This window comes from Acetivibrio sp. (assembly GCF_035371925.1).
GTDB lineage: Bacteria > Bacillota > Clostridia > Acetivibrionales > Acetivibrionaceae > Hungateiclostridium.
Genome location: NZ_DAORXT010000031.1, coordinates 1 through 23398 on the forward strand (window position 1 = coordinate 1; position 23398 = coordinate 23398).

General features: G+C 38.8%; 21 protein-coding genes and 1 tRNA gene. 17 read left to right on the forward strand and 5 right to left on the reverse strand.

Annotated elements, in window-relative coordinates; genetic code table 11:
* Window positions 1-123: 123 nt before the first annotated feature.
* Window positions 124-197: transfer RNA gene (locus PLH43_RS06040), tRNA-Gln, on the forward strand.
* Window positions 198-353: 156 nt separating this feature from the next.
* On the opposite strand, the gene PLH43_RS06045 is transcribed toward PLH43_RS06040, so the two are convergent.
* Window positions 354-755 (reverse strand): hypothetical protein, encoded by a 402-nt coding sequence (locus PLH43_RS06045; RefSeq protein WP_324361129.1) that lies wholly within the window; start codon window positions 753-755, stop codon window positions 354-356.
* Between the two features lie 210 nt (window positions 756-965).
* Between PLH43_RS06045 and PLH43_RS06050 the strand changes: the two genes are divergently transcribed.
* From PLH43_RS06050 to PLH43_RS06065, 4 genes are all read left to right on the forward strand, one after another.
* Window positions 966-1313, forward strand: coding sequence for a cupin domain-containing protein (locus PLH43_RS06050; protein WP_324361131.1), 348 nt, complete (start codon window positions 966-968; stop codon window positions 1311-1313).
* A gap of 408 nt (window positions 1314-1721) precedes the next feature.
* Complete coding sequence (locus PLH43_RS06055) at window positions 1722-3098, forward strand: PhoH family protein (RefSeq protein ID WP_324361133.1); 1377 nt, start codon at window positions 1722-1724, stop codon at window positions 3096-3098.
* A gap of 214 nt (window positions 3099-3312) precedes the next feature.
* The gene (locus PLH43_RS06060) at window positions 3313-4539 is read left to right on the forward strand and encodes a glycosyltransferase family 4 protein (protein WP_324361135.1); all 1227 of its coding nucleotides are present in this window, start codon (window positions 3313-3315) and stop codon (window positions 4537-4539) included.
* A gap of 509 nt (window positions 4540-5048) precedes the next feature.
* Window positions 5049-6716 carry a ribonuclease J gene (locus PLH43_RS06065; protein ID WP_324361137.1) on the forward strand — a complete coding sequence of 556 codons (1668 nt, stop codon included), beginning with the start codon at window positions 5049-5051 and terminating at the stop codon, window positions 6714-6716.
* Window positions 6717-6833: 117 nt separating this feature from the next.
* On the opposite strand, the gene PLH43_RS06070 is transcribed toward PLH43_RS06065, so the two are convergent.
* Both PLH43_RS06070 and PLH43_RS06075 read right to left on the reverse strand, forming a co-directional pair.
* The gene (locus PLH43_RS06070; RefSeq protein WP_324361138.1) at window positions 6834-8093 is read right to left on the reverse strand and encodes a nucleotidyltransferase; all 1260 of its coding nucleotides are present in this window, start codon (window positions 8091-8093) and stop codon (window positions 6834-6836) included.
* A 124-nt stretch (window positions 8094-8217) separates the two neighbouring features.
* Complete coding sequence (locus tag PLH43_RS06075; RefSeq protein WP_324361140.1) at window positions 8218-9222, reverse strand: hypothetical protein; 1005 nt, start codon at window positions 9220-9222, stop codon at window positions 8218-8220.
* 292 nt (window positions 9223-9514) lie between these two features.
* Between PLH43_RS06075 and PLH43_RS06080 the strand changes: the two genes are divergently transcribed.
* The 7 genes from PLH43_RS06080 to PLH43_RS06110 all read left to right on the forward strand — a co-directional run bounded on the left by PLH43_RS06080 (window position 9515) and on the right by PLH43_RS06110 (window position 16114).
* Window positions 9515-9832 carry a hypothetical protein gene (locus PLH43_RS06080; protein WP_324361142.1) on the forward strand — a complete coding sequence of 106 codons (318 nt, stop codon included), beginning with the start codon at window positions 9515-9517 and terminating at the stop codon, window positions 9830-9832.
* A 95-nt stretch (window positions 9833-9927) separates the two neighbouring features.
* Window positions 9928-10245 (forward strand): 50S ribosomal protein L25, encoded by a 318-nt coding sequence (locus PLH43_RS06085; protein WP_324361144.1) that lies wholly within the window; start codon window positions 9928-9930, stop codon window positions 10243-10245.
* A gap of 175 nt (window positions 10246-10420) precedes the next feature.
* A complete protein-coding gene (gene cobT, locus PLH43_RS06090) occupies window positions 10421-11476 on the forward strand; it encodes a nicotinate-nucleotide--dimethylbenzimidazole phosphoribosyltransferase (RefSeq protein WP_324361146.1) in 1056 nt (351 codons plus the stop codon).
* A gap of 147 nt (window positions 11477-11623) precedes the next feature.
* Window positions 11624-12304 (forward strand): zinc ribbon domain-containing protein, encoded by a 681-nt coding sequence (locus tag PLH43_RS06095; RefSeq protein ID WP_324361148.1) that lies wholly within the window; start codon window positions 11624-11626, stop codon window positions 12302-12304.
* Between the two features lie 59 nt (window positions 12305-12363).
* The gene (locus tag PLH43_RS06100) at window positions 12364-12963 is read left to right on the forward strand and encodes a 5-formyltetrahydrofolate cyclo-ligase (RefSeq protein ID WP_324361179.1); all 600 of its coding nucleotides are present in this window, start codon (window positions 12364-12366) and stop codon (window positions 12961-12963) included.
* 323 nt (window positions 12964-13286) lie between these two features.
* The gene (locus PLH43_RS06105; RefSeq protein WP_324361150.1) at window positions 13287-14885 is read left to right on the forward strand and encodes a recombinase family protein; all 1599 of its coding nucleotides are present in this window, start codon (window positions 13287-13289) and stop codon (window positions 14883-14885) included.
* Between the two features lie 221 nt (window positions 14886-15106).
* Window positions 15107-16114 carry an HD domain-containing protein gene (locus PLH43_RS06110; protein WP_324361153.1) on the forward strand — a complete coding sequence of 336 codons (1008 nt, stop codon included), beginning with the start codon at window positions 15107-15109 and terminating at the stop codon, window positions 16112-16114.
* A 62-nt stretch (window positions 16115-16176) separates the two neighbouring features.
* Here the strand turns inward: PLH43_RS06110 and PLH43_RS06115 are convergent, their stop codons facing one another.
* Entirely contained in the window at window positions 16177-17385 is a 1209-nt protein-coding gene (locus PLH43_RS06115) for a cofactor-independent phosphoglycerate mutase (protein WP_324361155.1), read from the reverse strand.
* A gap of 211 nt (window positions 17386-17596) precedes the next feature.
* Here PLH43_RS06115 and PLH43_RS06120 point away from each other — a divergent pair, with 211 nt between their 5' ends.
* A complete protein-coding gene (locus PLH43_RS06120) occupies window positions 17597-18463 on the forward strand; it encodes an amidohydrolase family protein (protein ID WP_324361157.1) in 867 nt (288 codons plus the stop codon).
* Between the two features lie 31 nt (window positions 18464-18494).
* Here PLH43_RS06120 and PLH43_RS06125 read toward each other — a convergent pair whose 3' ends face one another.
* A complete protein-coding gene (locus tag PLH43_RS06125) occupies window positions 18495-18833 on the reverse strand; it encodes an OadG family protein (RefSeq protein ID WP_324361159.1) in 339 nt (112 codons plus the stop codon).
* 281 nt (window positions 18834-19114) lie between these two features.
* Between PLH43_RS06125 and PLH43_RS06130 the strand changes: the two genes are divergently transcribed.
* The 4 genes from PLH43_RS06130 (at window position 19115) to PLH43_RS06145 (ending at window position 23221) form a co-directional block, all read left to right on the forward strand.
* Complete coding sequence (locus PLH43_RS06130; protein WP_324361161.1) at window positions 19115-19303, forward strand: hypothetical protein; 189 nt, start codon at window positions 19115-19117, stop codon at window positions 19301-19303.
* 64 nt (window positions 19304-19367) lie between these two features.
* Window positions 19368-20054 carry a response regulator transcription factor gene (locus tag PLH43_RS06135; RefSeq protein ID WP_324361163.1) on the forward strand — a complete coding sequence of 229 codons (687 nt, stop codon included), beginning with the start codon at window positions 19368-19370 and terminating at the stop codon, window positions 20052-20054.
* On the forward strand, window positions 20054-21568 hold the full coding sequence (locus tag PLH43_RS06140) for an ATP-binding protein (RefSeq protein ID WP_324361165.1): 1515 nt from the start codon (window positions 20054-20056) through the stop codon (window positions 21566-21568). The genes PLH43_RS06135 and PLH43_RS06140 overlap by 1 nt, the downstream gene beginning before the upstream one ends.
* A gap of 114 nt (window positions 21569-21682) precedes the next feature.
* A complete protein-coding gene (locus tag PLH43_RS06145; protein ID WP_324361167.1) occupies window positions 21683-23221 on the forward strand; it encodes a trypsin-like peptidase domain-containing protein in 1539 nt (512 codons plus the stop codon).
* Window positions 23222-23398 lie beyond the last annotated feature (177 nt).

Genomic DNA, 23398 nt, shown 5'->3' on the forward strand with positions numbered 1-23398 from the left:
TAAAACAGGGTTCTGTAAGATTTTGTAAGGCAATTAAACTTGCAATTTAAATTTTTTGATTTTTGATAAAAATATCGTTGCATTTAAAAATAATCTGTGCTATAATACTTTTTGCAAACGCATTGCGGGATTGTGTAATGGTAGCACGAATGACTCTGGATCATTTTGTGAGGGTTCGAATCCTTCTCCCGCAGCCAATTATATGTAGTAAAAACGTCTATGTCTGTGACATAGGCGTTTTTTCTTATATCACAAAAGGATTGTGATGGTTTTGACTTTGAAGATTCCCGATATTTGAGCTGAAAAAACAGAAGGGCCCAATCAGCCCTTGTGAAAAACATTTTTCGAGTTTTTTACGGCTTTACAGGAAGATTGTCGACAATTATAACCGTACTTCCTGTAGGTTCAAATCCTGTTTCGGTAGCCAGGTAAAATGTAATGGTGTGTTCACCGAGCATTTTAAAATGCACATTGTTCCATATCAGGACATTGGAAAAAGCATTGTCTTTTACTTCTACTGCATTTATTTTTGTTTCATGCATCAATTCATTCATCGGATCCGTAAGCCGGAATTTAAAATTATTTATACCGTTCGGAACGTTTGCGACCATTGTATAGGTAACAAACGACAAAGTAATGGGCGGTGCTTTAAAAAAAGGGTTGAATAACAGGTCTCGGCCGTGGAGCTTTGTTATTTCGTCAAACACCAGAATATTCACTATTGCCGGAGATATATTTATTATGTTAATCACCACCTTTACATACAGCTCTTATTTATTTTACTTCATGATATGGCATTATTCAACCTGTATGAATAATAAATGTTCAAAAACGAAAAAAACAGAGCATTTTTCAGGTACCCAAAAATATACCGTATTGTAATGTTGAATGCGATATAATAAAATAATATATATTGAAAATATAGAAAGTTTATCTATATTTAATACTTTATAAGAGGTGATTGGATGGTTAAAAGGGAAAAAGATATGATTAAGGAAATAAAGGAGCAGATGAGAGGCGGAAAGGGCTCGGTTGAGCTTTTGCATATTTTCAAACAGGAAGAGCTTAAGGGAAAGGCCAGACTTTGCGCTAAAATTGCTATAAATCCCGGCTCATCAATAGGTCTGCATGAGCATGTTGGTGAGGAGGAGATATTTTATATAATAAGCGGGAAGGGTTCGGTAAACGATAACGGAACTGTTACCGAAGTAGGACCCGGTGATGCGGTAATTACCGGCAACGGTGCTTCGCATTCTGTGGAAGCTGTTGGAGACGAACCTCTTGTAATGATGGCTGTGATTCTTCTTTACTGATTTGAATGAAGCAATTTATAAAAAAGAATAGGAAAGGGTTCTACTTTAGAACCCTTCAATGTTATAAAAAGCTTTAATTTTTTATCCGGGTTTAAAAAGAGAATCATTAGACACTTACTTTGATTATATTTCAATTTTACTTTTATTTTTTTACCTCGTCAAGCATAATTGCCTATCAATTCCAGCAGTTGTTTATGATTTTTGGGGTTTGCCTTTGAAAATCGATTAAAAAACCAAATATATCGCGATAAATCAATAGCATTTATCTTTTCTTTAAATTTCGGCGTTTTGTTGGAATTTATGCTCATTAAGTTATTACAATTATGAAATCAAACATATTTTATTATAGGCTAATTTTGCCGATATTTATTGCAAATAAAAAATCAATAGGAATGGGAGCGATCAACATTGAAAAAAACCTTCGTTCTTGACACAAATGTATTGCTTCAAACTCCGTTTGCACTGTACTCCTTCGGGGACAACGATGTTGTGATACCTGAAGTTGTACTGGAGGAACTGGATAAGTTTAAGAAGGATAATACCGAATTGGGTACCAATGCCCGGCATGCGGCAAGAATTTTGGACGAATTGAGGGCAAAGGGAAACCTAAGTGAAGGTGTAAAGCTTGAAAATGGAGGAATGTTGAGGGTTGAATTAAACTGCAACGGTGTCAAACTTCCGGAAAGCTGGGATGATTCAAATAACGACAACAGAATACTTAAAGTTTGCAAGGGCCTGCTCGAAAATGGCGAAAATGTTTTCCTGGTTACAAAGGATATATTTGAGAGAATCAAGGCAGATATTTTAGGTATTGTAGCCCAGGACTTTTTTGCAGAGCAGGTTCCTGTATTTGAGGATCAATATAAAGGAAGGATGGATGTATATACCACCGAGGAAAAATTGAATGAATTTTACAGCAAAGGGTTTTTGCACAATGAAGACGTTTTTGTGTTTAACACCGATTTCAGTGAAAAAATAAATCCTGTTTTGATTGCAAATCAATTTCTTTTGATTCAATCATCTGTAAATAAAAAGCATACTGCTTTAGGCCGTTTTGACGGTAAAAAAATAGTGCCGCTGAAATTCTTAAATGAGCATCCCTTTGGTGTTACTCCGAGAAATGCGGGACAGAAATTTATGCAAGAGGCTTTGATGATGGATGCAGACAAGGCGCCTCTTGTGATAATCAAAGGACCGGCAGGAACGGCAAAGACTTTCTACTCCCTTGCAGTGGGGCTTCACAAACTGCTGGATGACCCAAACAAGCTGTACAGAAAGATTCTTGTGTGCAGGCCGAATGTGAGACTTGACGAAGATATCGGATTTCTTCCGGGAACAGAGCAGGACAAAATTGCTCCGTTTCTAAGGCCTGTTATAGACAATTTGGAGATACTGATTGACAACGATGACAATGAGAGATATTCTAGTGAAAAAGAGCTCAAAGACAAGATTGACGAATTGTTTGACAGAAAAATTATCAATACCGAAGCTATTGCTTTTATAAGGGGAAGATCCATAGTAAAACAGTGGGTAATAATAGATGAGGCTCAAAATCTCACCCCAAAACAAGTTAAAGGTATTATAACAAGAGCCGGCAAAGGAACCAAGATAATACTTATTGGAGACCCGGAGCAAATAGACCATCCTTTTCTTGATATCAGAACAAACGGATTATGCTATGCATCCGAAAGAATGAAAGGAAGCAGTCTTTGTTTTCAAGTTTCCTTGTACGACGAAGAATGTGAACGTTCCGAGCTTGCATACGAAGGTGCAAAAAGAATGTGAGATACAAAGGAAAAAAGCAGGAATTTTAATTGGCTTGACGAATAATAATAGACTTATATATAATAATTTTGGTTTTGCATCTGCAATAGCTGAATTTACCAAATATTTTTACGATTAAGTTAAAATCTTTCTCTATAAAAAAGAATATATTGCGTATACTAGATATGTAGACAACACAGCAACAATTGCAGAATTTCCGGTGGAGGAGAGTTGTATGCGGATTTTAATGCTTTCGTGGGAGTATCCCCCCAGAATTGTCGGAGGGATATCCAGAGTTGTTCATGGCTTGGCGCAAAAGCTTGGGGCGCAGGGCTGTGACGTTCATGTTATAACATGCTGGGAAATGGGGACTAGGGAGTTTGAAAGAGATGAAAATGTTAATGTACACAGGCTTCATTCCTATGACGTAACTCCGAACAACTTTGTTGATTGGGTTCTTCATTTAAATTTTGCTATTGTGGAACATGCCACCAGGCTTATAAACGAAACGGGAAAGTTTGATATTATACATGCCCATGACTGGCTGGTTGCTTTTGCGGCGAGGGTTTTAAAGCATGCCTATTCAACACCGCTCGTTGCAACAATACATGCCACGGAGCACGGCAGGAACTGGGGGATACATAATGACACCCAGCGATATATAAATAATGTGGAATGGTGGTTGGCTTTTGAGGCTTGGAGGCTTATTGTCAATAGCGAATATATGAAGAATGAAGTTATGTCCGTATTTAAGATTCCCAATGATAAAATAGATGTCATTCCCAACGGGGTTGATCTGGATAAGTTCAAAGGTTACGAGAAGGATATGGAGTTTCGAAGAAAGTTTGCCCGTGATAACGAGAAAATTGTATTTTTTGTAGGAAGGCTGGTAAACGAAAAAGGAGTACATGTACTGATAGATGCGCTTCCAAAAGTATCCCAATTCTATAACGATGTTAAGTTTGTGATTGCAGGAAAAGGTCCGCAGCTTGATCATCTGAAATGGAAGGCTGAGAGCATGGGTGTAGCCCACAAAGTGTACTTCACCGGATACATAAGTGATGAAGAGCTCCTAAAGCTTTATAAATGCGTTGATATTGCAGTTTTCCCAAGTCTTTACGAGCCTTTTGGAATTGTGGCTTTAGAAGGGATGGTTGCCAATGTACCGGTTGTTGTCTCTGACACCGGAGGGCTTGGTGAGATTGTAGAGCATGGCGTTGACGGTATGAAGTCTTATACGGGAAATGCCAATTCCCTTGCAGACAGCATATTGGAAATACTTCACAACCCTGATAAAGCGGAGAAAATGAAGAAAAAAGCATTGGAGAAGGTTAACTCAATTTACAACTGGGATAAAGTGACAGAGAGGACGTTAAATGTATATAAAGCCATTTTGGATGAAAGCAAGCAGGTAAAATGGGGCAGCCCGATTTTGAGGGAAGAAGTGGGAAAGCTCAACTGATATTGAAAACACGGATTTTTCCGGTAAAAGGAGCTGGCATGTCATCTGCCGGTTCTTTTCATGTATGTTGATGGATGATTACTTTTTGTCAGTTTGCAAGTTTTAGCTCTTTTTAGGTAAAATATTGTTTATATTAATTAGAAATATGCTATAATAATAAAGGTTTTAGATAAAGTATGAAATATATACGGTATGTTTTAAATATATTTAAAAAAATATAATTAAAAATATATAAAGTATGAGACAAGCACGGGTTTCAAGGAGTCTTTCTTCTTGAATTATTTTGTTTGTGAAAAACGGTAAATACAAACTATCAATAGCTCAAACGGAAAACTTGCGAAAAAGCAATATTTTCTGTCGATTGGCTTTTTGGGCGGAAAAAATGGACCGGCGCCTATAGAGCTTTTTGGTTTTTGAAAATATGCTAAAGCATGGGGACGGATCTTTTTGAGTCTATTGTCTGATTGTTATTTTATATAATACAATACAAGGAAAGCGGAGGTTAAATTGTGGCAAAAAAGAAGAAAAAACTAAAGATAATACCCCTTGGAGGACTGGGGGAAATTGGGAAAAACATTACTGTTTTCGAGTATGGTGATGATATATTTGTGGTTGACTGCGGTATTGCTTTCCCGGAAGACGATATGCTGGGAATAGATCTTGTTATACCGGATATATCATATTTGACCAAGAACAGGGAAAAGGTAAGAGGTATAGTTCTTACTCACGGGCATGAGGACCATATCGGCGCTTTGCCCTATATTCTGAAGGATTTGAATGTCCCTGTATACGGTACAAAGCTTACTTTGGGACTCTTGGAGCAGAAGCTTGAAGAACATGGACTTTTAAGCAGCGTGGTTCTTAATGTTGTTAAGCATTCTGATGTGATAGAGCTGGGATGTTTCAAGGTTGAGTTTGTCCGCTCAACTCACAGTATAGCTGATTCAACAGCTCTGGCTATTTTTACTCCTGTAGGCACAATTTTCCACACTGGAGACTTCAAGATTGATTACACGCCCATAGAGGGGGATCCTATTGATCTTGCAAGGCTTGCCGAGCTGGGGAAAAAAGGCGTGCTGCTCCTTATGTGCGATAGTACCAATGTTGAGAGACAGGGTTATACAATGTCCGAGAAAACCGTTGGGGAAACCTTTGACGAGATTTTCATGAATGCAAAGAACAGGATACTTGTTGCAACCTTTGCATCTAATGTTCATCGAATTCAGCAGATTGTGAATGCTGCGATTAAATTCGGCAGAAAAATCGCCATATGCGGAAGAAGCATGGTGAATGTGGTAAATGTTGCTATGGAGCTGGGGTATATGAGTGTACCCGAAGGGGTGATTATTGATATAGACCATGTAAACAAATATCCCCCCGAAAAGTTGGTTATAATAACCACAGGAAGCCAGGGAGAGCCCATGTCCGCCTTGACAAGAATGGCTTCCGGAGATCATAAGAAGGTTGAAATCATACCCGGCGACCTTGTTATTATTTCCGCCAATCCCATACCCGGAAATGAAAAGCTTGTTTCAAGGGTTGTAAATGAGCTTTTCAAGAAGGGAGCGGAAGTTATATACGAATCCTTGGCGGATATTCATGTTTCGGGTCATGCAAGCCAAGAGGAATTAAAGCTTGTTCACAGACTGATAAAGCCAAAGTACTTTATGCCGGTGCATGGGGAGTACAGGCACTTGAAGCGCCATGCAAATCTTGCTGTTGAGTTGGGGATGTCGCCGGAAAACATCTTTATTATGGATATTGGAAAAGTTCTGGAGCTTTCCAATGACTCTGCAAAAATAAACGGCAGCGTGAATTCCGGAAGGGTGCTGGTTGACGGTCTTGGAGTGGGAGACGTAGGAAACATAGTTTTGCGGGATAGAAAGCATCTGTCTCAGGACGGACTTATAGTTGTAGTTATTACCATAGAGGGAGATACCGGCAATGTGGTGGCAGGGCCGGATGTCATATCCAGGGGTTTTGTATATGTTAGAGAATCCGAGGACCTTATGGAGGAAATAAGAGAGGTATGTAAAGCTGCACTTTTGAAGTGCGAGGATAAGAAAAAGAATGACTGGTCTACGAAAAAAAGCATTATAAGGGATGCTTTAAGAGATTTCCTATATGAGAAGACCAAGAGAAGACCGATGATTCTGCCCATAATTATGGAAGTATAAAAGTGCTTAAAAAAGAGCCCGGCGTAAAAATAAATATTGCCGGGCTTTTTTGCCTCTTTAGGTGAAATGAAAGAAGCAAAAGCAAAGGGATTTGGTGTTAAAAGTTTCCATTCAACCCTATACAATAATGATGCTTTGAGTAAACTCCTGACCTGCCTTTCTAGAGGCAGGATTTTTATAGCCCATCACATAAAGGTCAGTGGAAAGCGACTCCAGTTCAAGCTTTCTTTTAAGGATGGGATCGCAGGACTTGATAAAATCTGCGGTCTTTAGCACAAGAGGAATCGATGACTTTTTCTTTATTTGAGAAAGAAGCTGTTTTCCTTTGGAATTAAAGCCTAAAACTCTTGCATATTGGGGACTGTCAAAGCGGCTTAGCATATTTACGTCTTCCGAGGTTATTCCTGTAAGTATGCCCATAAGCATCCTTTGTACTCTGGTTTTGGTATATCTTTTGGTGCATATGCCGTCCACCAGCTCCTCATATGTACCTGCAGCATCGGCAGCGCTTTTTATCCTGTTTTCGAGACCTTCCGAGACATAGGCAAACTCTTTGAGCTGTTCCGGTGCCATTTTACGTATAAGGGATGTGACAACAGGGTAAAAATCCTCTTTAAAAACCGGTCCCCTTCCGGCATGGAACTCTTCAAAGAGTACATCGGTACTTGCTTTGGGTAAAGTCATGGCAAGAACATCATCCAAAGAGGGTGGATTGGATGTAGAAATATATTTTCTAATGGACGATGCGCTGGAAATGCTGCCTGTTATGTTTTCAGTGTTGTAATCGTTGCTGATTCGCTTTATTGTAAGGGGTGTTATGCTGCTTTTTATGCGTTTCAAAGCCTTTAGATATTCTATGCCCAGAATATTGTTTGACGAAGCGATTATTTCCGAAATATTGATGTCCGACATGGCTTTAAATGCTGCGTATTTCTTTAGAGCCGATTCGCGGGCGGCAGGGTATGACAAACCTTTTCCAAGCTCCTCCTTTAGAAAAGACTTGTATGAGGCAGGTTCGTCCGCAAGAATTTGTGCTATAGAGTCCAGCTCTTTAATATCTCCATGTTCGCTTCCAAAACAAATATAGTCCACTATCCCTATATCGTTTAAAATTCTTACCGCTCCGGAAGCAAAATACTCGGCGCTGGCCATGGCACAAGCAAGGGGAAGCTCTATCACAAGGTCTGCTCCTTGTGACAAGGCCATTTTTGCTCTTGCCCACTTGTTTACAATTGCAGGCTCCCCGCGTTGTATGAAATTGCCGCTCATAACACATACAACCAAGTCAGCTCCACTCAGTTTTTTTGATTCTTCAAGATGATAAAGATGCCCGTTGTGAAAAGGATTGTATTCCGCAATCAAACCCAGAACCTTCATTGGTGCCTGTCCTTTCAATTAATTTGTTTAGTATATTATACATCAATGTTTTGGGCAAAAAAAGACGGGCCAGGCTTTACAAACCGATTTTAACAAATGCCGTTTTGTAAAGCTTGGCCTTGTCTTACTGCATGGATTCTTCAAGGGCTTGTATATTGGATATTACGACTCTTCCTTTTATGTCGCACAGCGGCTGATTCTTTCCCGATAAAACTTTTTCAAATTCCTGTATGGAATAGTCCAATTTGCTGGAAAGCTCCTTCTGCTCTTCTGGTACAATATTTTTATACATATTCCAGATGGTTTTAAGGTTTTTAATATCACTGTCTGCCTGTTCCCAGTTGGCTGTCATTGCGTTAAGCATTGCATTTCGGGTGTAATACCGGACTCTCTTTATTTCCGGAGAGGTCTCGGTTCTGTAAAGGGAATAGAAATCCGGTATATAAGAGTATAAATAGCTTGCAGCAAGCAGGGTGTTGGTTTTGTTTTTACCGATTACAGTATCCGTAAGGCTGTTTAGAGCTGTGCTGAAGCCATCTATAAGATCCATTCCGGCATTCTTGTTTGCAGCCTGGGGTGTATAGCTGTTCCACTGGTAGTGAAGGGTATTTATAATTTTATCAATTTCTTTCCAAGGATCTTCTTTCTCCTCTTCAATTCCGGTGCTTGATTGCTGTTTTTTTTGGTTCGTACCTTCTTCAGTGTTGCTGCCTTTCTGACTTTCTTTCTCTTGATTGTTTTCATTTGAGGATTCTTCGTCTTTGCTTTCTTTTTTTTCACCTTCTTCGTTGTTTTCTTTTGATTTGCTGCTTTTTTTCTCGTTTTGGGTATCTTTATCATTGCCGATATCCTTTTTTTCTTTATCTTGATTTTGAACTTCCTGTTTGCCTTTTTTCAGCTCTATAGCCGGTCCGTCCAAAGCTAAAAATATTTTTTCAATGTTTTCTTCCAAGCTTTCCAGTTGCTCCGGTATCTCATCCCCTTCACTCTTACTTCCCAATTGCTGCTGTTTGACTTCCGGATTTTCTTTGTTTTGCTTGTTTTCATTATTGTTGCAGCCGCAAAGTGCCAACGATATAATTATAGGAACCATCCAGCAGTTTTTGGCGGTATCAAACACTTTTTTCATAGACATCAAGCATTAAAAAAAACAGTTTAATGCTTTTCCTCCATTCCTTTGTAGAATTTAAAGCATATAATTAAATTCAAATTTTATATGGAATTTTATGTTTAATTTATTTATAAGTGAAAGCCGTTATTTATATTATTTCATTAATAATAATTAAAAATACTGATTGTCACCAAGCTGCGAATAATGAAAAAATTACATAAAGGTTTTTTTATAGCTTTTGTTGAAATCAATATAAATATGAAAAAAGTCCTATACTATAAAATGTTAAAAGCGAGGGGAATTTTCCGACATGTATGTTACTGTAAATCTTTTGTCAAAGAGAACCGGAGAAATTAAAAGCTTTTTGGAAAGCTATTATCAAAAGGAGATGGATATGGATAGCGATGTTGAGCATTGGATTTATGTCTACTACAAGCCGCTTCAAGCAATTGATTTGATAAGCACGGTAATCGATAACAGCGACAAACATAAAATGACACTTTTAATACAGGTAGACAGAGGTGACATCCATACAGTAACATACGAGAATTGCAACGATATTATAAAGGCATTGCTGTACTTGTACTACAGGGATACCGATACATATCAATCTGAAGAAATGCAGTAAATCTTAATATGCATTAACTGTTGCTTTGTTGGAAATACTTTGTTAATAAAGCTGTTTTGACCGACAGTGACAATATTAACAAAGGAGAGGATGTTATGGAGGAATTTGAACTTAATATTGAAAAGAGGACAAAATTAGGGACGTTGGCATCAAAGAAGGTTAAAAGGGAAGGGAAGATTCCTGGAGTTCTTTATCAGGGCGATGAAAGTATTCCGATAAGCTTGATAGAAGACGAAGTAAAGCCTATTGTTGACAGAAACGGCAATGATGTATTGGTAAATGTGAATATGAACGGAAAGAGAATAAAGGCAAAAATTCATGAAGTTCAAAGGAAGCCGATTACTGATGATATTCTTCATGTGGATTTGATGCCTCTTGATAATGTAAAAGAAGATACATTCGGAGTACATTAATAAAAATTTCATGCACGAAAACAAAAAGCACCTTGAAAATTTTTGAGGTGTTTTTTGTTTTATGCGCATATATTTTTGTTTACTTGCTTTACCGGTAATATTGCAATATAATTTTGCTTGCAGGCTTGTCGAGTTACAAATGATTCTTAAGGCTTACAGGGGGAGAAATTTTACTATGCTTTTTGAAACACTCAAATCAATAGGAGAGCTACATAAAGAGCCCATGGATACGGTTCAAAGACGGCTTGACAGTCTCTCAAAGCCGTTGGGAAGCTTGGGACGGTTGGAAGATATCGTTAGGAAGCTTGCAGGGATAACTGGGGAGATTTATCCTTGTGTCGATAAAAAAGCAATCGTTATAATGTGTTCCGACAACGGTGTTGTAGAAGAAGGCGTAAGTTCCTGCCCCAAGGATGTAACTTCCAAAGTCACAAGAAACTTTTTCAGAGGGATAACGGGCATAAATGCTTTTGCAAAGCATACGGGCTCCGATATTGTAGTTGTTGATATCGGAGTGGATGATGACATTGATTGTGAAGGACTTGTAAAACGCAAAATCAGAAAGGGTACATGGAATATTGCAAAAGGACCTGCAATGACGCGGGATGAAGCTATAAAGGCCATAGAGGTTGGAATTTCAGTTGTGGGGGAATTGGCGAAAAAAGGGGTTAACCTCTTGGGTACGGGAGAAATGGGTATCGGTAATACCACGACCAGCAGTGCGGTTTCCACAGTGTTGACAAATTCAAAAGCGGAGGATATGGTGGGAAGAGGAGCAGGTCTGTCGGATGAAGCGCTTAGGAAAAAAATTTCAATTGTCAAAAAGGCTATAGAGGTAAACAGCCCTGATTTAAACGACCCTGTCGATGTTCTTTCAAAAGTGGGCGGATTCGATATTGCAGGCCTTGCAGGTTGTTTTATCGGTGCTTCGGCATATAGAATTCCCATCTTGATCGATGGTTTTATATCTGCAACGGCAGCTTTGGTTGCTGTAAGGATGGAGCCTAAGGTTCAAAACTTTATTTTCCCTTCCCACGGTTCGGCAGAACCCGGAAGCAAGAAAGTTTTGGAGGCATTGGGATTTGAGCCTATGTTAAATCTTAAGATGAGAGTTGGAGAAGGTACCGGTGCCGCACTGGCATTCCATATTTTTGACTGTGCTGTGTCGGTATACAGGAACATGGGCACATTTGAAGATGCATATATTGATAAGTACATGCCCCAAGTGTGATTTAACGGAGCAAAAGGCAATTGATATAAATTGACATAAATCGTGTAAGATAAATTTAATACAGCTGTGAAGGATTTTCATTGGTGTTGAAGAATATTAAATTAAGGTTCATTTTAGATGTCAGTATGCTTACAAGGAGGATTTGAAATGGGCAACATTGGTGATGGTAGAAAGGTATGCAGTTTCTGCGGTGAAAATATTGCTTCCGATTTTAAGCGTTGTCCTTACTGTGGCAGTTTACTTGAGACGGATGCGACGTATTCGTATGATGATCCTCAAGATACGTTTAATACGGAAAAAGAAAATATTGCTACAGACCACAGTGCGTACAGGTTTGATAAAACCATCAACGACAGCACTTCTGTTGCTGATTTTACCGGACAAGCTGTTTCCGGTCAACAGTATGTAAAATATAGTGAAGATGATTTTGCGCTAAAAGAAGCGCTTGAAAATAGCGAAACTTTAGACAAAGGACCCGAGCCGGCGAAAAAGACTGATAATGCCGGAGGAAATGCCGGCGTGCCTAAGCCTGAGATTCGGCATGCCGACACGGCAACTCCAAAGCCTATTAATGAAATAGTGAATAACATGTATGCTAACACTCAGAAAAAGTCATTGGGTAATGGCATGAAAGTTTTTATGGTAATGCTGTCCAATCTTCTTCCGGGAATAGGGCAGCTTTTCGGTGTGATTGCGGCTATTGTGTTTATGAGTGTGGAAGGGGATAAAGACAGAAAATCCTTTGGAAAAGCCCTTTTGATTTCCTCTGTTATTGCCTTTGTTATAACAGTTTTGGCTTTTGCTTTTCTGACTTTATGTTTTGCATAAAAGTGCTATGAGGTTTGGAGTTAATAAGATTTTGATTGCAATTAATGTGGTATGGGATGATGTTTGTGAAAGACAAAAGGGAGCTTAGGAAAGAAGTATTAAATATCAGAAAAGAGCTTTCAAAGGAAGATGTTATGCAAAAAAGCAAGCTGATTGCAGAAAAGCTGATATCCTTTGACGGATTTTGCAACAGCAAGTGCATAATGGCTTATATGGACTTTAAAAATGAGGTTATGACCGGGTTTTTGATAGAACACTGTTTGAATCTTGGCAAGACTGTAGCTTTGCCCCTTATTGATTCTGTAGACGGTCAAAAGAAAATATATCCGTATGAGCTGGCTGACAGGGAATACGGTTTAAAGCCCGGTACTTACGGTATTTTAGAACCTGTAAAAGAGTTTTCGAGAAGAATTGACCCGAAAGATATTGACTTGGTTGTAGTACCTGGGGTTGCCTTTGACGTAAAAGGAGGCAGGATAGGATACGGCGCAGGCTACTACGATGTTTTCCTGAGGGAGGTACGGGATGATTGCTTGAAAGTGGGAATTGCTTTTGAGATTCAGGTTTTCCCGAATATTCCTAAAGAAGAACATGATATATTGATGGATGCGGTTATTACAGAAAACAAAATCTATTTTTCAAAAGGCTCGATGCCATAATAAATAAAAGTATAGAGTTGTCCGGATTAAAAATGATCCGGACAATTTTTATAATATTTTCCTTTGGCATATATATTAGTTAGCATTAACTAAATGAGGTACCGGTAATGGAAAACAGGGACTCAAAGTCGAGGATGATTGTGAAAAAATTTAAGGGGCAAAAAAAGGTGGAAGAAGTTTTGACCAAAATCGTTCAGCTGTTTTTGCATAAAGCCGGCAGATGATTTGAGCGTTATAAAGAAAAACGCATTTTTTGGAGCAATTATCGTGGGAGGGCTGTAATTAGGCTTTTGGAAATTTAAAAAATAGCAGTATTGATATTAATGATAATGAAATCAAGCGTGAGTTCACGGAAAGAAAGGGGGAAGGAGCCCATTAAAAAGAGTGGAACCGTATTTTCTTACAAAGCAGGCATTTATGTTCGCGAGAGCAGGGATGACAATGAGGAAAACTATGAGACCATAGAAACCCAAAGAGACTTGCTTGTAGATTACGTCGTGAAAAATGGGTTGGGTGAAATTACGGGTATTTATATTGACGATAACGTATCAGGATCGGGCTTTGAGAGAAAGGGAATTTACGAGCTAAAACGGGATGTTGCAGAGGGAAAAATAAACCTTCTGGTGCTCAAGGATTTGTCAAGGCTCGGGAGAAATAATGCCAAAACCCTTCTATTCCTTGATTTTTTAGAGGAGAACGGGGTGAGGGTCGTTACCTTTGACGGAAGGTATGACAGCCTCAAGGATAATGATATTGTGGGTATTGAGACATGGTTTAACGAACGCTACATTCTGGATATTTCCAGAAAAATTCGTGCGAATTTAAAGTTCAAAATACAAAAAGGAGAGTACATAGGTCATGCGCCCTTTGGATATGAAAAGTCGCCTTGTGAGAAAAACCGGCTGATTGTAAACAAGGAAGAGGCAGGCATTGTAAGAAGAATATACAACCTCTACAAGGAGGGGTATGGCTATAGCTATATTGCAGAAATACTAAACAGAGAAGGTGTAAAATCACCGTCAAAGGGTCTGTGGAATCCCATAGCTGTCAGAAGGATTCTTTTAAACAGGGTTTATACCGGGGATACGGTGCAGGGAGTAAGCGAAAAAATCAGCTTTAAAAGCAAGAAGACCAGACGATTGCCCAAGGACTGCTGGGTGATAACTGAGAATACTCATGAACCTATTGTTTCAAAAGAGGAATATGAAGAGATTCAAAGGATAAGGAGTAATAAAAACGTGGGGCCTCGTCCTCACAAAGGGATAATACATACGTTTCGGGGCAGTATATTTTGCGGTGCCTGCGGGAGCGTTATGTTTGCAAGAAAGCGGCACAACAGGCCTATGAGCTATATTTGCAGCAGCTACGGTAAAGCGGGACGAGATGCGTGTACAAGCCACAGTATAAGAGAAAAGGACATTTGCGAGGTTGTTTTGGAGGATGTTTTAAATCTTTTAAACAATGAGAAGATGGTAATTAAAATTTTTCAAAAGCTTGAACAGGGTAAGTCGGTTGAGGATTGTGAATCCTTGCGGAAGAAGCTTTTAAAGCAGATGGAGACAAAGCAAAAACAGCAGGAGATTTTGTATCAGGATAGGCTTGAGAACAAGATATCCGAAAGTCTTTTCTTGAGGATGAATGAGCAGCTTGAAAACAGGATTTCTGCAATAAAACAGGAAATTTTTCAGCTGGATGCAAGAAAAACTGAGTCCGAAGACTTAAATGACAAAGCTAATGAATTGAGGAACTATATTTCAAATAATGGCCTTACAAACGAGGTTGTCAAATTAATCATAAACAGGATAATAGTTTTTGACAAGGGTGACAATTACACGGATGAAAAATGGAATTTAAACCTTTCTAAAAAGGAAAAAACTTATATAGAACTCTATGGTGCGGTTATAATAGAGTACAGTTTTTAACATTAAATCAATTATATGAAAATTAATCAGAAAGAACTTTTGCTTTTTCTTTGACAGGAAAAATTTTTTTTTTGTCGAATATGATAATTACAAACGGGATTTAATTAATGGTATAAATTTACAGTCACTTTCGTACTATTGGCATATAATTTTTGAAGATATATATTTGAGAGCATGGACAGGAGGTCCTGACCTAAAATTACATTTACATGGAGGTAGCCATGAGACTTGTCGGCGTGAATTCGTTAAAGCCCGGGGATGAGTTGGCAAGACCTGTATTTACGGCAAGCGGAAAAATCGTCTTAAATTCCGGTGTGGTTCTTAGGGAATCTTATATAGAAAAATTCAAGCAATTAGGAATAAACAGGGTCTATATAGATGATGTCAGGTTTGAAGATGTAAAAGCAGCCCAACCCATTGATTTGACAACAAGAAATGATGTTGTCAGAGTGTTGAAAAATGCATACACAAAGATACAGAATTCTGAGGAAATAGACGAGTTTACCATAAAGGATGCTGCGAAAAAAATCGTCGATTATGTCAGAGAGTACAGGGACAAAGGTATAAGCATGCTTTCCATGGATGTTGTTGACGAGTATGTTATCGAACACAGTGTCAATGTTGCGATAATAACTGCCTATATCGGAAGTAGATTGTCATATACATTCAATCAGCTTTGCGATCTTGTCGCAGGAGCCCTGATACATGACTTGGGAAGAGAAAACTGTGCAGAAGAAAAACCGGAACATGTTGAGATAGGCTTTGAAATAATGCGCAAGCTTAGAGGAATGAGTTTAACCTCTTCAAAAGTATGCTATGAGCATCATGAAAATTTTGACGGAACCGGCTATCCCAGAAAGCTGAAAGGAACCGGTATTTCCGATTATGCAAGAATCGTGCGGGTGGCAGACTACTATGATAATGTCTTGCACGGCAGTCAAAACAAGGGTGTTTCCATTATGCCCCATCAAGCTTTTGAGGTTATTCTGGCGGTTTCCGGAAGCATTCTTGACCCGGATGTGGTACAAGTGTTTCGGGATACCATAGTGTTTTACCCCGATGGATGTACTGTAAAGCTCAGCAACGGGCTGTGTGGTGTTGTGATACGGCAGAACATGGGAAGTCCTCAAAGGCCGGTGGTGAGGGCCTATAATGATGATGATATAATTGGAGATATCAACCTTTTGGAAGACCTGACTTTATTTGTTCAAGATATTATTCTGACATAATAAAACCGCCCGAAAATTTATATCCGGGCGATTTCAAGAACTAATTTGCAAGGGAAAATATGTCAAGCCAGTATAAAGTGGTCCATAAGCTTGTAGCCCTCGTCAATGATGAGGCCTGTTTTGCCCGCTTGTAATTCGTCATATCCGGTTACACCGGACTTTTTCGGACTTGTCTTTTGATAAATTAGAAAAGGAACCGGCTCGGCAGTATGTGTCCTCAAAGACAAGGGAGTAGGATGATCAGGTAAAATTAAAATCTTGTAATCATCATACTTTTCAAGTCCCTTTATAATTGGACCGACAATCAGGTCGTCTATCAACTCAATTGATTTAACTTTGTTTTCAATTTCATGTCTGTGACCGCACTCATCAGGTGCTTCTACGTGAAGATACACAAAATCCCGCCCCGATTCAAGCTCCTTTAGTGCTGCCTGAGCCTTTCCATAAAAATTGGTATCGATGTTTCCGGTGGCGCCTTCGACTTCAACATTTCCAAGTTCGGCCAGAATACCTATTCCTTTAATAAGGTCAACCGCGGAAATAACGGAGCCGTTTAACTTGTACTTGTCATAAAACTTTGGAATACTCGGTTTTTTACCCTCTCCCCAAAGCCATATGGAATTGGCGGGGCGAAGTCCTCTGCCGATTCTTGCCTTGTTGACAGGATGGTCCTTTAAAATGTCATAGCTTTTAACCATCATATCCAATAACATTTCTGTGCTTTCCCCGGAGGGAAGGTAGTCGGTGATTTTCTTTTCGAGTATATCATGGGGAGGAGTAAGCTCTAATCCCGTGGAGCCGTTCTTCCATACCATGCAGTGTCGGTAGCTTATGCCGGGATAAAAACAGATGCCGTCACTTTTAAAATGCTTGTTTATTTCGCTAATAAGCTCTTTTGCCTCCTCTGAAGATATTTCATCGGAGCTGTAGTCAATCATGGTTTTTTGGTCATACTCTTCATCTTCCGACAATGTGACGAGGTTGCATCTTATGGCTACATCCGTCTCTGACAAGTCTATACCCATGCTTGCCGCTTCAAGGGGCGAACGCCCTGTATAGAAAATTTTGGGGTTGTAGCCCATTACAGAAAGGTTTGCAACATCACTTCCCGGAGGAATGCCTTCCGGGATGGTCTTTACCATACCGACCTCAGCATTTTGAGCAAGAAAATCAATATTGGGTTTTTTGGCATATTGCAGCGGTGTTTTATTGTCCAGTTGGGGAATTGGATAATCTGCCATTCCGTCCCCTAAAATCACTATGTACTTCATAAAATCAGTTCCTTCTAGCTTTATTTTATATGTTTTATGATATTTTAACCATTTAATTATAGCAGACTTTAAAATGGATGCAAAGAATTGAAAAGATAAAATTTATTATTTGATTTGGAGTTAATAATAATCTATAATTACTTTAATGGCAAAAGAATTGGGATTTAATTATAATAAAATTATACGAAAAAAGCAAAGGGTGTAGTAAGAAATGATAGGCAGCTTTACAATTGTAGACGGACATGTTCATACTTTTTCGTCTAAAGAGGTTTCTTTGAAAGTATTACAGTCTTTCAACAAAATATATAATATAGAATTTGAAAATCCGGGAACAGGGACAATTGACGATGTTTTAAGCAAAATGGAGAGTGAGGGTATTGATTATACCGTAATGGCTAATTTTGCGTCGACTAAAATCCTTCACGCCAACAACAAATGGACTTTGGAAGAATCACGGAAACATCCGAATCTGATACCCCTGGTAAGCTTTCATCCCGACATGGAAGCATCCTTTACCGGCTTGCTTCATGAATATATTTCGGAAGGAGCAAAGGGAATCAAGCTTCATCCAATGGCTCAAGGATTTGACCCTAAGGATAAAAGATTGGAAGGTGTATATGAGCATTGCAATGACATTGCATTTCCGATAGTATTCCATTGCGGCAGAGTGGCGAATGCAAGGCTAAACAGTTTTTCCGATGTGGAAACTTTAGAGCCGCTTATTGCAAGGTATGAAAATATACCTTTCGTACTTACCCATATGGCTGACGGCAATGTAGACGATGTTTTAAGGCTTGCGCAGTACTATAAAAATGTTTATTTTGACACGTCGATTGTTATTTCGGGTTATCCTCCGATAAGAGAAACAAATGAGCCCAGTTGGCTTGACGATAGCATACCCATAGGTGTAATAAACGAAATCGGAGCCGAAAGACTCATTTTTGGATCCGATTACCCATGGGGAAGCCCTGCATGGGATTTGAAAAGATTCATGGCAATGAAACTTGATGACGACCAGAAGAAAATTATTTTAGGCGAAAATGCTGTGAAATTGTTTCTAAATAGAACATACAACTGAGTTTTAACGAAAATATCCAAGTTTGCTTTGCTTAGAGCTTGTTGGAGATATACTCTTTTCTTCCCACGGTATTCCAAATTGGCGATGTCTCAGGTATACGTCTGAAAGAAGTTACTCTAATTTTTATGTCAGGTCTGTTTCCCATACTTGCAAGCACTGCAGCGGTCAATACTGCAACCAGGGCATCGTCATCGGGAAGATTGCTGCAGGGTTTGGTAGTGTCATCCGAAGAAGAAACCGGATTTACGGAAGACTCACTGCGGTCAGATGTTGAAGAATTCGACTTTTTGTTTATATATACAAACAAACCGATAATGATAGCGATGACTGCAACTGAAACTAAAACGGTAACAAAAGTAGAATCAACCATATTTTAATCCCTCCTGCAAACATATGATATTACGATGATTATAAATAATAAATCGTGCTAACTAAAACTTATCATAACGCCAACGTTAAGTCAACAGATATTGTATGGTAAGAAACAGCTTATTTTAAATTCGGTATTCACAAAACAATAAATTTGCTATAATATACAGTAACAAATAATGTATTCTAATATATTAATACTAATAATACAGATTAAATGATATTGCTTTTATATGTGTTAGTTTTTTATAAATTTATATATTACTAATTAGGGGGATGTTTATGAGGCAAGAGGACAGGCTTATTATTAATGAGATAAGAGAGATGGTCAAAGTTTTAATTGAAGAAAATGAAAGACTTGCAAATACTATAAGCGAGCTTAAGGAAGAGCAGAAAAAGCTGCAGGAGGAAATAAGGATTCAGAACATAGTGCTAAACAGTTTGCCTTTCCGCCACGAAATATTAAACTGAGAAGAGGATGTTTTAAGTAGAATTTTGTACAGGTCTGCGTATCAAAATTATTGGGGTGATGGGTGTGAACAGTAAAACCAGAGTACTCGTAATTGACGATGATGTAAATATTTGTGAACTTATAAGGCTGTACATGGAGAAAGAAGGTTTTGAGGTTGTAACCGTATACAACGGCAACAAGGCTCTGGAGGTATTTAGGAGTATGGCTCCTAACATAGTCATTCTTGATATTATGCTTCCCGGGGCAGACGGATGGCAGGTTTGCAGGGAGATAAGAAAAATCAGCAATATTCCCGTAATCATGCTTTCGGCCAAGGGAGAAACTTTTGACAAGGTGTTGGGCTTGGAGCTTGGTGCGGATGATTATCTTGTAAAACCCTTCGAACCGAAGGAGCTGGTGGCAAGGGTAAAGGCTGTACTCAGAAGGTATGAGCACAAGGACAGCGATGTTCAAGAGATAGTATACCCGAATCTTATTATAAACAAGACTAATTACACATTGAAAGTAAACGGCAAGGATATGGAATTTCCGCCAAAGGAGCTGGAACTTCTGTATTTTCTTGCTTCAAACCCCAATAAAGTTTTTACTCGGGAGCAGCTTTTGGAGCAGGTCTGGGGATTTGATTTTTATGGCGATTCGAGGACTGTGGATGTACATATAAAGAGACTTAGGGAGAAACTTGACAGCGAAGGCCAAAACTGGCAGCTCAAAACTGTTTGGGGTGTCGGCTACAAATTTGAGGTGAAATAATGCTAAAAACGCTCTTTAGCAAAATTGTTGTGATATTTATTGCCATTTTGCTTGTAAGTACATCCATAACCGGGGTGATGCTTTATATTTTTCTTGGGAATTTTGCCTCAGAGGAAAAGGTAAATTTACTCAGTGATACCGCAGACAGCATAAACAGTATGCTGAACGATTATTTGACCGCTTATTACAACAACTACAACAACCCTATGTTTGCATTTTGGGATGAAATATACCGGAGCATGTTGGACAATACATTGGAAAGAGAAAGCCAGAGCACCGGTTCTATCATATGGATTGTGTCCACAGAAGGGGAAATTGGCATTATCAAGGGAAATCAGGCAGTGGTCAAGGGAATAGTACAAAAGCTTACCGATGACACAGGTAAGGTTAGACTGCAAAATCCTGCCCAGTATAAAGACGTTATGAGCGGAAGTGTGCCTTTGGTCAAGGAAATGGGGGATTTTTACGGCCTGTTTAAGGATACCAATGTGTCGTGGCTTACAATCGAAAAGCCGTTTATGTATAATGAAAAGATTTTAGGGGCTGTTTACCTTCATACCCCTGTTCCCGAGGTCCAAAGAGCAAGAAGCAGTGTTTTCCAGTTCTTTATATTTGCTGTTGCCGTTTCCATAGTAATATCAATAATACTTGTCTATATTTTTTCACTGAAGCTTTCAAGGCCTTTGAAAAAGATTAACAGTGCGGCAAAGAAAATTGCAAGCGGAAATTTTGACGAAAGGCTTGATATTTCATCCGAAGACGAGATAGGTGAGTTTGCGAGAAGCTTTAACAACATGGCGGGAGAGCTTCAGAATTTGGAGAATATGCGAAGAGGCTTTATTGCCAATGTGTCCCATGAGCTTAGGACTCCAATGACTTCAATACATGGATTTATAGAAGGAATTTTGGACGGAACCATTCCTCCGGAAAAGGAAAAGGACTACCTTTTAGTTGTCAGGGATGAAATAAGAAGGCTAAACAGGCTGACTACAGACCTTCTTGACCTTGCCAAAATGGAGTCAGGGGAAATTAGCATAAACCCGGTAAACTTCAATATTAACGAGCTTATCAGACGGTGTATCATAAAGCTTGAAAACTTTATAACACAAAAGGATATTGATGTTGAAGCAAATTTTGAGGAAGAGGATATGTTTGTAAAAGCAGATATGGATTCCATTGAGAGGGTGCTGATAAATCTTATGCATAATGCGGTAAAATTTGTTCAGCCATGCGGGAAGATAAATGTATCCACATCAAGGTACAAAAACAAGATACTTGTATCCGTGGAGGATAATGGTATAGGAATTGACGAGAATGAAATTGACCTTATCTGGGAAAGATTTTACAAGTCAGATAAATCAAGAAGCAGGGAAAAGGGCGGTACAGGGCTTGGACTTGCGATAGTCAGGAACATAATAAACGACCACAAGCAGGAAATCTGGGTTGAGAGTGAAGTAGGAAAGGGAACAAAGTTTTATTTTACTCTCGATAAAGGAAGCAATGAAAATATTTAAAAATTAAAATATATAAAAAAGTAATCTTAACAATTTATTCATAAGTTTTTAAAATTCATTTCCTATAATAAAATCATCAAAAGAAAATACGTCGAAATGAAAGGAGAGTTGGGTATGGACGAATTAAATTATAATGGTTTTAACAATGAAGAAAATGAAATAAACGCTTTCGGACAATCAAATAACGCAAATATTGATAATTTTGATCAAAATGTAATGGGAAATGCAATTAAAAATGATAGTGAAAATATTTATGGAAATGTAGATGAAAAAGTAATTCAAAATTTTGATTTAAATGCTAATGAAAATGCACCTCATGTTTTGCGTGAAAATGGAGCTCAAAATGTGACTGGAGATGTTTATGAGAAAGCATTTGAAAGTGAAAAGCTTTATGAAGGAAGTCCTGCAGACTTGAAGGCAGCTTCATATTACTCCGAAAACTATACAAAACCAAAGAAGCGCAAGAATAGTGTCTTGATGCAAATGATACTTGTCGCTGTCATGAGTTCCATATTGGGCGGGTCTATAGTAGGAGGATTCTTCGTATTTGGAGTTCCGGCATTAAGTCCTTCGGTTCAGTCCATTTTCAGAAGCGGTAATGAAGTGAAGGGTTCGGGAGAGACTACATCCGGTCTGGGTTCGGATTATTATAAGAAGGTTGTTATCGAAAATACCGATTCTTCAGCAGTAGTTGCAATAGCTGAAAAGGTAGGGCCTTCAGTTGTGGGTATAAGCGTAAAAGGGACAACAACCGTAAGCGACTTCTGGTTTTTTGGGCCGCAAGATACGGAATCCCAGGGTTCAGGTATCATAATAAGAAGTGACGGATATGTAATGACAAACTACCATGTTATTGAAGCGGCTCTGAATGAAAGAACCAAAAGTATGTTACCGAATGCAAGTATTAATGTTATTTTACCAAGCGATGTTGATACACCTTATCCTGCTACCGTTGTAGGAACCGATTCGAAGACAGACCTGGCAGTACTTAAAATCGATGCGGACAATTTGCCTGCAATTGAATTTGGAGACTCGGATAAGATAAAAGTCGGTGAGCTTGCAGTTGCCATAGGAAACCCGGGAGGACTTGAATATATGGGTTCGGTTACTGTGGGCGTGATAAGCGGTCTTAACAGAACAATACCAATAACTGACGGCAAGGAACTGAAGCTTATACAGACTGATGCTTCGATAAATCCGGGAAACAGCGGAGGCGCTCTTGTTAATGCCGAAGGAAAGTTAATTGGTGTCAATACTGCAAAGATTGGCGGAGGCGGTTATGAAGGTCTTGGCTTTGCAATACCTGTAAACAAAGCGAAGGAAATAACAGACAGCCTTATTGAGTTTAAGTATGTAAAAGGAAGACCTTCCATTGGCATACAGATAAACAGCGGTTATACCAAGGAAATAGCCGACCGCTACGGACTTCCGGAAGGAGTGCTTGTTTACGATGTTGAAATATTCAGTGCAGCTTATAAAGCAGGTATTCAAAAAGACGACATAATTACGGAGTTTAACGGCGTAAGGATAAAGAATTATGATGAGTTGGAAGAGCAAAAGAGCAAGTACAAACCAGGGGACAAGGTTAAGATAAAAATACACAGGGATGATAGAGATATTACTGTGGAATTGACACTGGATGAGCAAAAATAACATAAGACGTTGTATAGAAAGGGTGGCTGTGGATTAGCCGCCCTTTTTGCCGTCTTATGTTAAATTCTATTAAGCTAAAGGATTTTTCTGACGATATGTAGAATAATGATACTAAATACTGCTGTCAAATCATCTTGTCTACGGAACATTACCCGAAGCGGAGGTAATTTATGCGAA

What these genes read in the sequence shown, in the direction of transcription:
- PLH43_RS06050 (WP_324361131.1), top strand. Translation starts at nt 966, where the DNA reads ATGGTTAAAAGGGAAAAAGATATGATTAAGGAAATAAAGGAGCAGATG.
- PLH43_RS06060 (WP_324361135.1), top strand. Translation starts at nt 3,313, where the DNA reads ATGCGGATTTTAATGCTTTCGTGGGAGTATCCCCCCAGAATTGTCGGA.
- PLH43_RS06070 (WP_324361138.1), bottom strand. Translation starts at nt 8,093, where the DNA reads ATGAAGGTTCTGGGTTTGATTGCGGAATACAATCCTTTTCACAACGGG.
- PLH43_RS06075 (WP_324361140.1), bottom strand. Translation starts at nt 9,222, where the DNA reads ATGAAAAAAGTGTTTGATACCGCCAAAAACTGCTGGATGGTTCCTATA.
- PLH43_RS06080 (WP_324361142.1), top strand. Translation starts at nt 9,515, where the DNA reads ATGTATGTTACTGTAAATCTTTTGTCAAAGAGAACCGGAGAAATTAAA.
- PLH43_RS06085 (WP_324361144.1), top strand. Translation starts at nt 9,928, where the DNA reads ATGGAGGAATTTGAACTTAATATTGAAAAGAGGACAAAATTAGGGACG.
- cobT (WP_324361146.1), top strand. Translation starts at nt 10,421, where the DNA reads ATGCTTTTTGAAACACTCAAATCAATAGGAGAGCTACATAAAGAGCCC.
- PLH43_RS06095 (WP_324361148.1), top strand. Translation starts at nt 11,624, where the DNA reads ATGGGCAACATTGGTGATGGTAGAAAGGTATGCAGTTTCTGCGGTGAA.
- PLH43_RS06100 (WP_324361179.1), top strand. Translation starts at nt 12,364, where the DNA reads ATGTTTGTGAAAGACAAAAGGGAGCTTAGGAAAGAAGTATTAAATATC.
- PLH43_RS06105 (WP_324361150.1), top strand. Translation starts at nt 13,287, where the DNA reads ATGATAATGAAATCAAGCGTGAGTTCACGGAAAGAAAGGGGGAAGGAG.
- PLH43_RS06110 (WP_324361153.1), top strand. Translation starts at nt 15,107, where the DNA reads ATGAGACTTGTCGGCGTGAATTCGTTAAAGCCCGGGGATGAGTTGGCA.
- PLH43_RS06115 (WP_324361155.1), bottom strand. Translation starts at nt 17,385, where the DNA reads ATGAAGTACATAGTGATTTTAGGGGACGGAATGGCAGATTATCCAATT.
- PLH43_RS06120 (WP_324361157.1), top strand. Translation starts at nt 17,597, where the DNA reads ATGATAGGCAGCTTTACAATTGTAGACGGACATGTTCATACTTTTTCG.
- PLH43_RS06125 (WP_324361159.1), bottom strand. Translation starts at nt 18,833, where the DNA reads ATGGTTGATTCTACTTTTGTTACCGTTTTAGTTTCAGTTGCAGTCATC.
- PLH43_RS06130 (WP_324361161.1), top strand. Translation starts at nt 19,115, where the DNA reads ATGAGGCAAGAGGACAGGCTTATTATTAATGAGATAAGAGAGATGGTC.
- PLH43_RS06140 (WP_324361165.1), top strand. Translation starts at nt 20,054, where the DNA reads ATGCTAAAAACGCTCTTTAGCAAAATTGTTGTGATATTTATTGCCATT.
- PLH43_RS06145 (WP_324361167.1), top strand. Translation starts at nt 21,683, where the DNA reads ATGGACGAATTAAATTATAATGGTTTTAACAATGAAGAAAATGAAATA.